Source organism: Planctomycetota bacterium (assembly GCA_016872555.1).
In the GTDB taxonomy this organism is placed as follows: domain Bacteria; phylum Planctomycetota; class Planctomycetia; order Pirellulales; family UBA1268; genus F1-20-MAGs016.
On sequence record VGZO01000014.1, the window covers coordinates 52,348 to 66,497 of the forward strand.

8 protein-coding genes are annotated in these 14,150 nt (G+C 73.1%); 4 read left to right on the forward strand and 4 right to left on the reverse strand.

The genetic code is table 11. The features are described from left to right. Positions 1–22: 22 nt before the first annotated feature. Positions 23–1,048 carry a phenylalanine--tRNA ligase subunit alpha gene (gene pheS / locus FJ309_06905; GenBank protein MBM3954326.1) on the forward strand — a complete coding sequence of 342 codons (1,026 nt, stop codon included), beginning with the start codon at positions 23–25 and terminating at the stop codon, positions 1,046–1,048. 70 nt (positions 1,049–1,118) lie between these two features. Then, the gene (gene pheT / locus FJ309_06910) at positions 1,119–3,188 is read left to right on the forward strand and encodes a phenylalanine--tRNA ligase subunit beta (GenBank protein ID MBM3954327.1); all 2,070 of its coding nucleotides are present in this window, start codon (positions 1,119–1,121) and stop codon (positions 3,186–3,188) included. 17 nt (positions 3,189–3,205) lie between these two features. Here pheT and FJ309_06915 read toward each other — a convergent pair whose 3' ends face one another. Next, on the reverse strand, positions 3,206–5,572 hold the full coding sequence (locus FJ309_06915) for a DUF11 domain-containing protein (GenBank protein MBM3954328.1): 2,367 nt from the start codon (positions 5,570–5,572) through the stop codon (positions 3,206–3,208). A gap of 90 nt (positions 5,573–5,662) precedes the next feature. Next, positions 5,663–6,865 carry a formylmethanofuran--tetrahydromethanopterin N-formyltransferase gene (gene fhcD / locus FJ309_06920; GenBank protein ID MBM3954329.1) on the reverse strand — a complete coding sequence of 401 codons (1,203 nt, stop codon included), beginning with the start codon at positions 6,863–6,865 and terminating at the stop codon, positions 5,663–5,665. Between fhcD and FJ309_06925 the strand changes: the two genes are divergently transcribed. Further along, complete coding sequence (locus tag FJ309_06925; protein MBM3954330.1) at positions 6,864–9,173, forward strand: hypothetical protein; 2,310 nt, start codon at positions 6,864–6,866, stop codon at positions 9,171–9,173. The two genes, fhcD and FJ309_06925, sit on opposite strands and share 2 nt — an antisense overlap. On the opposite strand, the gene ribD is transcribed toward FJ309_06925, so the two are convergent. Both ribD and FJ309_06935 read right to left on the reverse strand, forming a co-directional pair. Continuing rightward, positions 9,155–10,288, reverse strand: a complete 1,134-nt coding sequence (gene ribD, locus FJ309_06930) for a bifunctional diaminohydroxyphosphoribosylaminopyrimidine deaminase/5-amino-6-(5-phosphoribosylamino)uracil reductase RibD (GenBank protein MBM3954331.1) — start codon at positions 10,286–10,288, stop codon at positions 9,155–9,157. The two genes, FJ309_06925 and ribD, sit on opposite strands and share 19 nt — an antisense overlap. Before the next feature lie 29 nt (positions 10,289–10,317). Continuing rightward, complete coding sequence (locus tag FJ309_06935; protein ID MBM3954332.1) at positions 10,318–12,495, reverse strand: hypothetical protein; 2,178 nt, start codon at positions 12,493–12,495, stop codon at positions 10,318–10,320. Between the two features lie 224 nt (positions 12,496–12,719). Between FJ309_06935 and FJ309_06940 the strand changes: the two genes are divergently transcribed. Next, positions 12,720–14,129 (forward strand): sigma-54-dependent Fis family transcriptional regulator, encoded by a 1,410-nt coding sequence (locus FJ309_06940; GenBank protein ID MBM3954333.1) that lies wholly within the window; start codon positions 12,720–12,722, stop codon positions 14,127–14,129. The last annotated feature ends 21 nt before the right edge of the window (positions 14,130–14,150 follow it).

A 14,150-nucleotide genomic window follows, 5' to 3' on the forward strand; every position in this document is an offset into this window, starting at 1 on the left:
GTCGTTGCCCCCACGGGAAAGGATGCTCAGTCGCGTGGCTGACGTGTCGCTCGACGAATTGATCGGGGAGATCGGCCGCTGCCGCAGCGCTGCCGAGGACCTCCTGGGCAACGCCGCCGATGCCGCCGCCGTCGAGCGCGCCCGTGTGGAACTGCTCGGCGCCCGCAGCGGCCGGCTCAAGGCGATCCAGAAGTCGCTTTCCGCAGTCGATCCGTCACAGCGGCGCGATGCAGGGAGGCACTTTAACGAACTCAAGGACTGGCTCGCCGCCGCACTGGCCGCGGCCCAGGAGCGGGTCGCGGCACGGCCGGAGCGGGTGGTGCCGATCGACGTCACGCTCCCCGGCGCGGCAGCGCCGCTCGGCCACGTCCACCCGATCACGCAGACGATCCGGCGCGTCGAGGAGATCATGGCGCGGCTCGGTTTCGAAAGCGTCGACGGGCCGGAGGTCGAGGACCAGTGGCACAACTTCGACGCGCTGGCGATCCCACCGGAGCACCCCGCCCGCGATCCGCTGGACAACTTCTTCCTCGCCGTCGCACGGGGCGCCGAGCCGCTGCTGCTGCGCTCCCAGACGAGCACCGTGCAGATCCGGGTGATGGAACGGCGCCGACCACCCCTGCGGATCGTCTCGCTGGGACGGGTCTACCGCCCCGACACCGCCGATGCGACCCACTACCCGATGTTCCATCAGGTCGAGGGGCTGCTGGTCGAGCCGGGGGCGACGATGGCCCATCTCAAGACCACCCTCCGCCTCCTCGCCGTCGGGTTTCTCGGGCCGGGAGTCCGGGTCAGGTTCCGCCCGTCGTTCTTCCCGTTCACCGAGCCGAGCGTCGAGGTCGACATGGAATGGGGCGGCCGCTGGGTGGAAATGGGGGGCGCCGGAATGGTCGATCCGGCGGTCCTCGCCGCCGTCGGACTCGACCCGGAGACCATCTCGGGATTCGCCTTCGGTCTGGGGGTCGAGCGGATCGCCGCGCGGCGCCACGGCGTGGCCGACATCCGCGACTTCTACCGCAACGACGTCCGCTTCCTGCGCCAATTCTGAGCCTGCAGCGGTTGCCGCCCCGACGCCCTCCCGCCCGCCCGGCGGGGATGACGATTCTCAGGAGCCCCCGATGCTCGTCTCCCGTGCCTGGCTGTCCGATTACGTGCGGCTCGACGAACCGGCCGCGGCGCTCGCCGAGCGGCTGCTGATGGCCGGCCTCAATCTCGAGGCGCTCCACGGCTCGGGCGACGACGCGGTCATCGAACTGGAGGTGACGAGCAACCGGCCGGACTGTCTCGGTCACGTCGGTGTCGCACGCGAGTTGGCGGTCCTCCTCGACCGGCCTCTCCACCTGCCCGACCCGCGCCCCGCGGAGACCGGCCCGCCGTCAGGTCTGACGGTCGCGATCGACGACGCCACGCTCTGCCCCTGCTACACCGCCCGCGTGATCCGTGGCGTGCGCGTCGGGCCGAGCCCCGACTGGCTCCAGTCGCGGTTGCGCGCGATCGGTGTCGAGCCGGTCAACAACGTCGTCGACGTCACCAACTACGTCCTCTTCGAATGCGGTCAACCGCTCCATGCCTTCGACCTCCGTGCTCTCCATGGCGCCCGGATCACCGTGCGCCGGGCCCGTGACGGCGAGGCGTTCACGGCGCTCAACCACCGCGACTACCGCCTCACCACCGCGATGGGCGTGATCGCCGACGAGCGCGGGCCGGTGGCGCTGGCGGGAGTGATGGGGGGGGTGGGAACGGAGATCTGCCCGGCGACGGTCGACGTGCTCCTGGAATCGGCGCAGTTCGCCCCGCTGGCGGTCCGCGCCGCGGCCCGCGGTCTGGTGCTCTCCAGCCCGTCGTCGTACCGCTTCGAGCGCGGACCCGATCCCGCCGCGGTCGACTGGGCGAGCCGCCGGGCCTGCGCGTTGATCCTCGAGCTGGCCGGCGGCGTTCTCGCCGCCGGGGTCGCCACCGCGGGCACACTCCACGCGCCCCAGGCGACGATCCCCCTGCGCGCCGGGCGGGCCGCCGAGGTCCTCGGGATCGAGATCGACCAGCAGCGGCAGCGGCGGATCCTCGGCGGCCTCGGGTTCGTCGAGGCCGCACCGCCTTCGTCGCCGGCGCGCTGGCGGGCCCCCTCCTGGCGGCGTGATTGCACCCGCGAGATCGACCTGGTCGAGGAGATCGGCCGGATCGAGGGCTATGCGGCGATCCCCGACTCGATGCCGCTGGCGACACGCCCGGTGGAGGTCGCCCCGCGGACGCGGATCGTGCGGGTGGCGACCGACTGCCTGGCGGCGATCGGATTGTGCGAGGCGCTGACCCGCAGCGTCGTGCCGGCGACCGCGGAAGAGGCAGGCAGCCCGTGGACGACCAGCCCGGCCCTGGTGATCACGCCGGCGCTGGTGCGCGGCGCCGATCGGCTGCGGAGGTCGCTCGTTCCGAGCCTGCTCGAGGCCCGGGCGGGCAACGAAGCGGTCAGCGCCGGTCCGGCGGATCTGTTCGAGGTGGCCCATGCATATCTCGCCGACGACGCCGGCGGCCGGTCGGCCGAGGAAGGCCCCGTCGACGAGCCGTTGCTCGTGGCGCTGGTGAGGAGCGGGGACTTCACCGCCGCCAAGGGGGCGGTCGATACGCTCCTGCGGCGGCTCCGGATCGGCCCCTGGGACGGCACCGCCGGCCATGCCGGTGTGGAGTGGCGCCCGGCGGATCTCGGACCGTTCACGGCGGGGCGAGCGGCCGAGATTTTCCTCCACCGGCCGGGCCACCCGGCTGAGCGGATCGGCGTCGCTGGCGAGGTCGCCGCCTCCGAGCGGACGCGGCTGTCGCTATCCGCGCCGGTGGCGGCCGCCGAGGTGCGGCTCGACCGGCTCGAGTTCGCCCTCGGCGAGGAGGTGGTGCTCGTGCCGACGAGCGACTCTCCGGTCGTGCTCCGCGACGTCAACCTCGTCGTCGGCCGCGCCGTACCTTGGGGGACGGTGTCCCGGCTGATCACCGCCGCCGGCGGCGCGCTGCTCGAGCGCTGCGAGCTGGTGCAGGTCTGGGAGGATGCCGAGCGCCTCGGCACCGACCGCAAGAGCTTCGTGGTCTCGCTCGCCCTCCGCCCCCGATCGGGGAGCATCTCGGGCGACGAGGCCAACACCGCCGTCGGCCGGATCGTCGAAGCCTGCACCGCCGGTGTCGGGGCGGAACTGCGGCGGTAGCCGTCCGGTCCGCCCGGTCAGCGGTCGGCGTAGACGCGGGTCACCTCTTCCTTGGTGATCGGCGCCGGTTGGTCGTCGGTGGTGAGCTGAATCTGGACGCGCTGGTCGCCGGGCCGACGGCCGCGGATCCGCACCCTGTAGACCGCTTCCTCGGCCGGTGCCAGCCGGGTCAACGGCTCGAACGTGATCGCCAGGTTGTCGAGCCGGTACGGCACCGGGCCCTTGGCCGCCACCGGCTCCACGTCGCCGAGCAGTGTGGCGACGAGGCGGACGCCGCTGGCCGCCTTGGTGCCCTGGTTGGAGACGCGGACGACGTATTCGGTGAGCCCGCCGACCTCGATCGGATCCTCGCTGTCGGTGACCTCGAAGGACAGTGCCGCCAGGCCTTCGACCTCGATGACGTGGACCGCCTGGTCGGCGAGTCCGCCTGTGGCCCGCGCTGCCGCGACGATCTTCTGCGGCCCCAGTTCCACCGGCATCACCACCAGCTCGACACCGCCGGTCTCGGCCGCCGGCAGTTCCTCGAGGTTCCACAGCACGCGGTGGGAGCGCTCGTCGTAATAGCCGGCGTTGTTGGTGCGGACGAACTTCAGACCGGCAGGCAGTTGGGCGACCAGCTCGACATCGCGCGCCGGCGCCGTGCCGGCGTTGTGCATCGACAGCAGGCAGGTGGCGGGGCGCTGCAGGTAGCGCCGCGCGGGGATCTCGGCGGCGACTTCGAGCGTGGGCGCGGTGACCTCGAGACGGACCGGGGTGACGACCTCGAGCGCGCCGTCGGCACGGGCGACGAGTTGGAGACTGTGAACACCGGGGCCGGTGGTGCCAAGCTCGAGGTCGATCGACCGCGACTGCCCCGGGGCGAGGCGGCCGACGTCGAATTCCAGTTCGCGGCCGGCCGGATGGGCCAACCCCTCGGGCACGACCCCCTCGAGGACCACGCCGGTGGCGGTGCCGGTGCCCGGATTGCTGACGGTGATCGCCAGTGGGAGGCTGCCGCCGACGAGCACCGGCTCGGTCGGCCGCGCCTCGAGGACCAGCGCGGGCTTGGTGGCCCGCGCCCGAACGGCCGCCTCGGCACGGAACGTCACGCTCGCCAAGCTGCCGATCTCCCCTTCGAGCGTCGGCATCAGCTCGACGGCGACGCGGACCTGCGACCCGGGAGGAAGCGTTCCGATCCGCCATACGAGGTCGCCGGTCGTGGCATCGGCCCCGGGGCTGGCCGGGGGGCTGGTCGCGACGAGCGTCGTTCCGTAGGGCACCGTGTCGTGAACGACGACGTCCTGCGCGACGGCGGCGCCGACGTTGCGCACGAGGATTTCGTAGCGGCATGCCTGGCCGACCTGCACCTCGCGTGGGCCGCGCTTCTCGAGCGTGAGTTGCGGTGTCTGCACCCCCTCGAGCTGCTTGGGGCCGGGGCGCCCCTGTCCGGCCGTGACCGTGCGCGACGCCCCTGGCATCGTCGGTGTCGCAGGGATGCCGACGGAAGGCTGCATGCCGGGCAGCGGGGAGGGAACGTTCGCGGTGCCGAGCGGGGGCGCGGCCGCGAACGGCGATCCGGCCGGGTTGCCGCTCACCGGTCCCGATCCGGGTGGCTGCCCGCCGAATTGCGGCGGGAGCGCGTCGATCGGAATCGGGGCGTCGGGATCGTCGAGGCCGATTGCCGCCTGCGGCGGTGCCACGGGAGACGACGGCGCGGGCGCCAGGGGAGCTGGCACCGCCGGTCGGAGCGATGGTTGCCGTCCCACCGCCGCGCCCGGTCCGGCCACAGGGGCCGGCTCCCCAACGGGCAGATCGCCGGAGCCGGTCAGCGGCGCCGGGGGATCGTCAACAGGCAGTTCGTCTACCCCGGGCGCGACCGGTTCCTCGTCTGTCGCCGGACCGTCAGCGAGAGCGGCGCTGGTCGTGATCGCGATCGGCACTGGCGCCAGGGGAGCGGGGGGGTCGCTTACGGGCTCCGTCCGCGGCCACGGCGGTGGCGCCGCCGATCGATCGTCGGAGGCCGCCGAAAACCGCGACAAAGGACGCTCAGAGCGGGTGTCGAGCGGCGCGGGCGGGTTTGCCATCGGAGCCGCCGCGGCGGCGACTTCATCCGGAACGGCATCCAGCGACCGAGCGTCGCTCGGGGGTTCGAGGAGCTCCGGCGCCGCGGGTGGGTCGAACGACGGCGGCGGAGGCACGGGGGCCGCGGTCAGGTCGGGAACGGCGTCGACGACGACCGGCGCGGCCGGTTGGCCCGACTCTCCCCGCGCGGTCGGCCGGAGGCCGGCGACCGTCCACAGGGTGAGAGCACCACCACACAGGCCGGCGGTCGCACCGAGCAGGTAGGGCCAGCCCAGGCTCCGTGGCCGCACGACGAGCAGCTGTCGTGACGGACGGTCGGCCATCGTCGATCCTCCCTGCGGACACCGGCTTTCGTGCGGCGGAAGGGAATACCAAAGCTGACGGGGCCGGGAGAAGGGCAACCGGGGTGACGGTCAGCCGAGACCTGGAAGGCCATGGAGCCGGAAGTGGAACTTGCCCAGCCTGCCACCGTAGTTGCCGGCGGAGATGGCGACGAGGTCGTTGCCGGCGGCGGCGATGATTCCCGCCGCCATCGCGGCAGCGACGGCCTGCTCGTCGCGGCCGTCGATCACGATCTCCAACGCGCAACAGGCCTCGGGGTGCAGCTCGGTCCGCACCCGCCCCACCAACCCCGGGCAGAATGCTTCGTTGGAACTGGCGCGGAGGGCGCCAGACCGCGACCCGACCTTGCTTCCCGACCGCACGACGCCGCCGGGAAACGGCGTGATCACACCGGGCAGCGCGGCGATCGCGGCGACTGCCCGGCGGGCCGCGGCGAGCGTGGCGGGGGCCGAGCGCCCCTGGAGGATGAGATTGCCTCCGCCGACCCCCTTCTCGATACCGGCGCTGTCCTCGACGACGAACTCGCCGTCCATCACCGGCACGCGCCAGTATCGCCGTCCGGCGATCACCTTCGTCTTCTCGAAGCCGTCACCGAAGTAGCGCACGTGGGCCCCGAGGGGGCGCCGTTCCTCCGCCGCGGGCAACCCGTCGTACACCGACACGGTCGGGCAGGTAAGGAGACATTGTCCGGTCCGGTTGGCGACCGCCCGGCCGACGTCGTCGGCGGTGAACGCGAACAGCATGATCGCCACACCGGGCCGGCCATCGGGCGTGGCATCCGATGCGAGCGGCGATTCGGCACCGACTTCGGCGTCGCAGCCGAGGACGCTCGTGCCGTAGCCGCAGACGGCGGCCGTGGCGGCGGCAAGCCAGTGGTCGTCGGCAGCGGTCACCACCAGGCGCGCGTACCGGAGGCGGAACGCCTCGGCGAAGGTGTCGGCGATCGCGGTGCCGGCGATGTCCACGGGACGGCGCGTCTCCACGGGAAAATGATCGGCTGGGAGTGAGCGGGGGGCGGTCGGCGGCCGAGCCGGCGCGGCTCTGGCGACGACCGGGGACGGCGCCGAGCCGGGACAATTCCACAGCAAACCGATTGCCCTGCCAACTTCCGATGGACTCGCGACGCGCCGGCGTGTCACACTGGGGGGTGGACTGACCTGCCCGTGCCGTTCCGGCGTGAGCCCGGCCCATGCCCTGGGTCGGCACACGCCGCGGCCCCTGTGCGGTGACGGGCCCCGTTCCCCGAGTTCGTCTTCCCGTCCGGAGTGAGCCATGAACGCTCTCCACGATCGTCGTTCGGCCCGGTTCCTCGTCGCGCTGACGAGCCTTGTCGCCGCCTGCCCGCTCGTGGTGTCGGCGTCGGGGCGTGCCGACGATGCCCTCATGACGGGGGTGGCGATGGTCCCGGCGGACGCCGCCTTCCTCTCGGCCACGCTCCGCCTCCGCGAGCAGGTCGAGAAGGTGCTGGCGAGCAACGCCTTCGCGTCGGTGAAGCGGCTTCCCGCCGTCGAGCGCGCCCTCGACGCGCTGGAGGAGCAGAAGATCCAGCCCGGCAGCCCGCTGTCGATGGCGGCGACGTTTCTCGAGCTACCGGAGAACAAGCAGGCCGTCGCCGTCCTCACCGACATGGTCTCGAGCGACGTGTTCCTCTACGGCGAACCGTCGTGCATCGCGCTCCTCGACCTGTTCCAGAAGGTGAACCGGGCCCAGCAGGCGGCCGGGTTCCTCGAGATGGGGCGCGCGACCGGGGATGGGGACGGCGCCGCCGTCGGCGGGCGATCGGCGATCGTGCCGGTGCGCCGCCAGCTGCCCGACACGGTCGATCCCGACCTGTCGCGGCTCCAGGCGCGGTTGATCGCCCAGACGCTCGTCGACAATGTCGAGTCGATCGTGGTGCCCGACCTCGTCTGGGGCTTCAAGATCACCGACGCCGCGGCCGCCAAGACCCAGATCGAGCGGCTCCGGGTGATGCTGAATCTCGTGACCCAGGGAAATCCCGATCTCGCCAAGGCGGTGTCGCGGAAGAAGGTCCGCGACGGCGAGCTGATGACGATCACGGTCGACGGGGCAATGATCCCCTGGGGCGAGTTCGTGGCGGGAATGATCGACGATCTCGACGTCGACGGCTTCGAGGCGGTGCTCGAGCGGCTCCAGGACCTCGACCTGGTGGTGGCCCTGGGCCTCGTCGGCGATCGCGTGATCCTCTCGCTGGGTGACTCGGCCGACCATCTCGACAAGCTCGCCACGCCGGGCGACGGCAAGGGCTTGGTGAGCGTGCCGGCCCTCGCGCCGCTCCGCGAGCACCGCAGCCGGCCGATCACCGCGATCAGCTACGCCAGCGAGGCGCTCAACAAACTGCAGATGGGGTCGACCGCCGACATCGAGCAGTTGGCCGAGTTGAGCGAGCAGGCCGCGCAGCGTGCCGGGCTGTCGGACGAGGCGGCGGCGGAAGCGCGGCGGATCCTCGACAAGGCCGCGGCCGCCATGCGCCGGCAGATGCCGATCGCCGGGCCGACGATGGGCTATTCGTTCATGACCGACTCGGGCTACGAGGGCTACGACTGGAACTGGTCGAAGAATCTTCCGTACGACGGGTCGAAGCGTCTCGACCTCACCTCCCACGTCGGCGGCGCCCCGCTGGCGGCGTGGGTGATCCGCGGCCGTACCGATGCCGCCCAGTTCGAGGAGTTGGTCTCCGTCGGCGGTCTGGCGATGTCGTTCCTCCGGCGCCACGTCCTGCCGCGGGTCGCCGGGGACGATCGCGACAAGGCCGAGGCATTCGACGAACGGCTCGCGCCGCTGGCGGCGAAGGCGACCGAAATCCTCCGCAAGAAGATCCTTCCGGCCACCGCCGACGGCCAGCTGGGGCTGGTGATCGACGACAAGGGACGCACGAAGCGCGTTTCGGAAGCGCTGCCGGCGTCGGCCGATCCGCTGCCGCTGGTCGAGCCGGCGATCGCCATCCGGCTCACCGACGCGGCCCTGTTCCGCGAGGGGCTCAGCGACCTGTTTTCGCTGGCCGACGAACTGGTCGAGCAGATCCGCGCGGTCGACCCGGGCGCGGTGCCCTCCGGCTACCGGATTCCGGAGCCGGAGAAGACCAAGGTTCCGGGGGGGAGCGTGTGGTCGTTCCGCCTCCGCGGCGCCGGGCTCGACGAGCAGATCCAGCCGTCGATCGGAGTCGGCGACGAGGTCGCCGTCCTCAGCTTCGTGCCCAAGCAGGCGGCACGGATCGTGGCCGGGGCACCGCTCGAGACGGGCTCCCAGTTGACGAAATACGAGGAGCCGCTCGCCTCGGCCGCGGCCCTCGACGTCGCCGGGTTGATCGACCTCGTCGAGCCGTGGCTGGTGTACGCGGCACGGTATGGATCGGTGCAGCAGGCGGAGGGGGAGGTCGACGCCGATCGGGTGCTGTCGGTGGACGACGAGAACCCCCAAGCGCGCGACATCCTCGGCCAGGTCAAGGTCGTGCTCGAGGCACTCCGTTCGATCCGTGTCGCGGTGGCCGAGACGCGCGTCACTCCCGAGGCCACGGTGACACGGTGGCGCAACGTGATCCGCGATCAGCCCTCGGGGCTGTGAGGCTCGCGGGCCGACCGATCGCAGGTGACGTCGCTTCCATCGCTCCCGGCCCATGGTCGCGTTGGAAATGGCCTCGGGCAGGAGGCGCGGAGAAGGATGTCGCCTTCGATCATCTCCACCGATTCGATCTCGAGCCCGGCGACATCGCGGATCGAGGCCGACGGGTCGGCGGCGGGAGCGTCGGTGACGAACACCCAGGCCTCGTCGACGAGACCGGCTTCGAAGGCCTCGTGGAGCAGCTGAGCGCCCCCTTCCATCAGCACGTTGGTGCAACGCCGGCGTCCCAGTTCGGCGAGGACTTCGGCCAGTCGCGCGCCTGGCGACGAGGTCGTCCCCACCCCGACGTCGGCGCCGGCGGCGCGGAGGGCAGCGACCCAGGCCGGATCGGCCGCGGCCGAGGTCACCACCAGCACAGGTGCCTCGGCCACGGTGGCCACCAGCCGTGAGGTGAGTGGAAGCCGCCCGCGGCCGTCGAGGACGACACGCAGCGGCGTCCGTGGCCCCGCGGGGCGGGCGGTGAGCAGCGGATCATCGGCCAGCGCCGTCCCGCTGCCGACGACGATCGCGTCGACCTCACCCCGGAGTCGGTGAACGAGTGCCCGCGACCCCGCCGACGACAGCCACCGCCGGCCCGGCGGAGAGGCGAGCCCGCCACTGGCGCCTGTCGCCCACTTGGCGATCACCCACGGCCGGCGGCGGAGGAGGAGCGTGCGGTAGGGGCCCGTAAGAGCCAGCGCCGCCGCCTCGCCGAGGCCGGTTTCGACGGCGATCCCGGCGGCGGCCAGCCGCGCGAGCCCCTTGCCCCCGACGAGCGGATGGGGGTCGACGGTGGCGGCCACGACGCGACGGATCCCGGCGGCGAGGATCGCGTCGGTGCACGGCGGAGTCTTGCCGTGGTGGCAGCAGGGCTCGAGCGTGACATACAGCGTGCCACCCCGCGCCTGCGTGCCGGCCCTCGCCAGCGCCACGACCTCGGCATGCGGCCCGCCGTAGCGGGCGTGCCACCCCTCGCCGACGTACCGCGGCACGGCGGCGTCCGCCACCACCGCGCCGACCATCGGATTGGGTTCGACCAGTCCGCGGCCCTGCCGTGCCAGTTCGACGGCACGCTGCATCGCGGCGGCGTCGAAGGGCGAGAAGCCCATCACCCGGGCGTCCAGATTTTCTTCTTCTCTCCCGGCGCGGCGGCCGCCTCGCCGCCGGGGGTCCAGATGCCGGTGGCAGCGGCAGGTGCCTGGGCCGCGGCGGGCGGAGCCGCTGGCGCCGGGCGGCGCCCCGGGGCCGGTGGCCGGCCGGCGGCCATGCCGGGGATGTCGACCCCCGCCTCCATCAGCACCTCCGCGAGGGCCCCGAGCACGCGCTGGTCGCTGCCATGATCGCGCCGCAGGTGGTCGAGGAGGCGCACGACCTCGGTCTGATCGCCACGCTCGATCCGGACGCGCAGCTCGGCGACGTCGAGCATCCCGTCGCCCATCGACAATTGGCGGGCGATGGCGCGCAGTTCGCCGAGGAGTTCCAGGCGGCCGACGGTCGACGGTGTGCGCTCCTCGAGGATGCTGAGGGCCTCCCAGCGGTCTTCGGGAGCCGCGTCGGGGCGGGCGGCGAGCGCCGTCGCGGCCCGCTCGGTGGCCTGCTCGAAGCCGGCGTCGGCGGCGGTGAACAGCAAGCCCCGCAGGTCGTCGAGCGGCATGTCGGCGAGGCGCAGCCGGTGCCAACGGGCCGGCGGCACGTCGACGAACGACCCGTCGGCGGCGATCTCGGAGGGCACGGGCAGGCCGAGCACCGCGCGGATCCGGCTCCAGGCGCCGGCAGCGTCGCCGCGCCGCGCCGTCGCCTCGCCCTCGCTGACCAGGGCTTCCACCCGCCGCCGCCCCTCGGCATCGGCCAGCGCTTCGCGCGGGATGCGGCCGAGTAGTTCGGGGAGGGGGGTGTCGGGCCAGAGGCTGACCAGTCGGTTCCACGCCGCCTCGCGCTGCTCGGCGACCAGCGTCTCGAACACCGTCGGCGCGCCGGGCGCCGGTGCGGCCGGCGGCGTCGCCGGGGGCACGACCCGGTACTGCGCGGCGACCAGCCACGTCGTCGGGCTGACCACCGGCAAGGAAACGCCTTCGGGGTTGCGCGGCGTGAACGTGCAGCCGAGCAGTGCCTGGACCGCGGGCGCGGCGGCGGCGAGGTCGGGGGCGAATCCCTGGAGAACGGCCTCGGCCTCGCGGTCGGTCTGCCGCCCGAAGATCATCAGCGTCCCCAGGAGCCGCGACGGCGCGCCGGCCGCGGCCGCGTCGAACACGCGCCACACCGACCGGGGTGGTGCCGCACCGCGCGAGACCCACTCCGTGCGATCGACGGCCGCCGGCTCGCAGTGGCCGTCGTGACGGATCCGGTCCTCGAGAAGGTCGAGGTCGGGGCACCCCTCGCGCGACAGTTCGGCGGCCCAACGCTCCAGTCGGATCGTCGGCGACCGCTCCGGATTGGCCTCGGTCTCCAGGGCGATCGCCCGGCCGGTCGCCTCGACGGCCGCGTCGCCGTCGCCACCCGGAAGCTTGGCGACCGAAAGCCAGGCCTCGGCGGCCTCGTAGGGCCGGGCCAGCGCCTCACAGAGGATGGCGACGTTGGTGAACACGGCCGGATGGTCGGTGGCCACGCCCCGGAGGCTGCGGAACGTGGTCAGCGCCTTGCCGAGCCGCCAGTCCTGGGCCGCCTTGAGCGCGGTGTCGAACTCGAACCGCCACGGCGAGTCGGCGGGAGTCGGCGCCAGCGGCATCCGCGCGCGGAGCGCGGGCGGCACGCCGGCACTGCCGACCACCATCGCCAGCATCCGCCGATCTTCGGCACTGCCCAGGCCGGTTTCCTCGAGCCACTCGACGATCGACTGCGCGCAGCCGGGGTGGCCCGCCTGGGCCATGGCCTGCACGAGGGTGGCCGCGATCCGGACGAGATCGGTGGGGGGCTCCTTGCCGGCGGCCTCGCGGGCCCGATCGAACAGCGCCGCCGCTTCGGGAGAGGCACCGGCGATGGCGGCGCTGATCGCGGCGTAGCCGAGGGCGACGGGATTCTCGGGATGGGCTTCGAGAAACGCCCGGCTGGCGGCGGCGGCGCCGGCGAAGTCGCGCGCCGCCAGATCGAGCCGTGTCCTTGCCGCCAGCAGGCAGGCACGCCCGGGGTGGTCGGCATCGAGCGCGCGGACCCGCTCGCGTGCCGCCGCGAGCTGGTCTCCCTCGACGAGACGCTCGATCTGCTCGAGGTCGCCGACGAGCTCGGCACAGCAGAACTTGAGCTTCTTGCCCGTCCCTCCGGGGCAGGGCGAGTAGGGATCGAGCGGCATCGGGCGGGATCTCCGGAAACGGGCGTCCGGCCCGCGCCGGACGATGGCTTGAATGTACCAGAGGGTGCGGCGCCGCTCCGGCGTCTCCCGGGGATCCCGGGGGACCAGCAGGAGCCAGGCCAGACCGCGGTGGCGCTCGCCGAGGGGATACACTTGGCCGCGCTCCGCGCCGCCGCACTCGGGCAAACGTCGGCGGGCCGGTGCGGTTTCTCCCCGTTCCCGCCATGCGCCAGCCGCGGATCATCGTCATCGACGCAGCGGGGCCGGCGGCGCTCCCCTACGCCCGTCTGGTCGCCCGGCTCCAGCCCCTCGAGCTGCGGATCGAGACGAACGTCGATGCCGCGCTGGAGGCGGTGGCGCGCGATTCGTGGGATCTCGCGGTCGTCACGGCCCGCGACGCCCTCCCCGCGGCGCGGTTGCTGGAGAGCGTGCGTGCGGCCGATCCCCAACTCCCGGTGGTGGTCATCGATTCCGAGCCGGCGGTGGCGACGGCGCGGAAGTGTCTCCAGGCGGGAGCCACCGATTATCTCGAATTGGCCCGTGTCGATGCCGAGCTCGAGGGGGCGCTGGGGCGCCTCCGGGAGGCGGCACGCCGCCAGGCGAGGGGCGAAACGCTGCGCCGTGCGGTCGAGCGTCCCTATTCGTTCGAGGAGTTCATCGGCGAAAGCGCGCCGATGCGGCAGGTGTATGCCCTCATCGAGCGCGTCGCCGCCAGTTCGATCGACGTCCTCGTCAGCGGCGAGACCGGCACCGGCAAGGAACTGGTGGCCCGCGCGATCCACAGACGCAGCCGGCGGGCGGCCGGTCCGTTCGTGCCGGTCGACTGCGGGGCGATCCCCGACACGCTCCTCGAGAGCGAGTTGTTCGGCCACGAGCGCGGGGCGTTCACCGGCGCCGACGCGCGGCGGATTGGCCTGGTGGAGTGCGCCGACGGCGGCACGCTGCTCCTCGACGAGGTCGGGGAGCTGCCGCCGGCGCTCCAGGCCAAGCTGCTCCGCGTGCTCCAGGAACGGCGCGTCCGCCGGGTCGGCGCGCGGCAGGAGACCGCGGTCGACGTCCGCGTGGTCGCGGCGACGTCACGGCCGCTCGACGCGATGGTCGAGCGCGGCCAGTTCCGCCGGGATCTCTTCTTCCGGATCAACGTCGTCCGCGTCGACCTGCCGCCGCTCCGGGCGCGCGGCGACGACATCGGCCTCTTGGCCGAGGCCTTCGCCAGCCGCGCCGCCCACGAGGCGGGGCGGCCGGTGCCGGGGCTGTCGGCCGACGCCTACCAGGTGCTCCGGAGCTACTCCTGGCCGGGTAACGTCCGGGAGCTGTCCAACGTCATCCGCCGCGCCGTGGCGATGGCGACGGGGCCGCTGGCCGGCGTCGACGACCTCCCCGACGAGCTCGTCGCCGCGGCCGGTCGCGGTGCCGAGCCGGAGGGAGCGACGGGATTCTTCGCGCAGCGTGCCGAGCACGTCGCCCGGTTCGAGCGGCAGTTCCTCGTCGAATTGCTGTCGCGCCACGTCGGCGACGTCGCCGCCGCGGCACGCGAGGCCCGGCTGCCGCGCGGCACGCTGTACCGCCTCTTGAAGGCGCACGGCCTCGACGGGGCGTCGTTCCGCCGGCCGGCGGCTGGGCCACCGGGCTGACCGTCGGCAGGCGCGGGGGCA

What these genes read in the sequence shown, in the direction of transcription:
- pheS (MBM3954326.1), top strand. Translation starts at nt 23, where the DNA reads ATGCTCAGTCGCGTGGCTGACGTGTCGCTCGACGAATTGATCGGGGAG.
- pheT (MBM3954327.1), top strand. Translation starts at nt 1,119, where the DNA reads ATGCTCGTCTCCCGTGCCTGGCTGTCCGATTACGTGCGGCTCGACGAA.
- FJ309_06915 (MBM3954328.1), bottom strand. Translation starts at nt 5,572, where the DNA reads ATGGCCGACCGTCCGTCACGACAGCTGCTCGTCGTGCGGCCACGGAGC.
- FJ309_06925 (MBM3954330.1), top strand. Translation starts at nt 6,864, where the DNA reads ATGAACGCTCTCCACGATCGTCGTTCGGCCCGGTTCCTCGTCGCGCTG.
- fhcD (MBM3954329.1), bottom strand. Translation starts at nt 6,865, where the DNA reads ATGGCTCACTCCGGACGGGAAGACGAACTCGGGGAACGGGGCCCGTCA.
- ribD (MBM3954331.1), bottom strand. Translation starts at nt 10,288, where the DNA reads ATGCAGCGTGCCGTCGAACTGGCACGGCAGGGCCGCGGACTGGTCGAA.
- FJ309_06935 (MBM3954332.1), bottom strand. Translation starts at nt 12,495, where the DNA reads ATGCCGCTCGATCCCTACTCGCCCTGCCCCGGAGGGACGGGCAAGAAG.
- FJ309_06940 (MBM3954333.1), top strand. Translation starts at nt 12,720, where the DNA reads ATGCGCCAGCCGCGGATCATCGTCATCGACGCAGCGGGGCCGGCGGCG.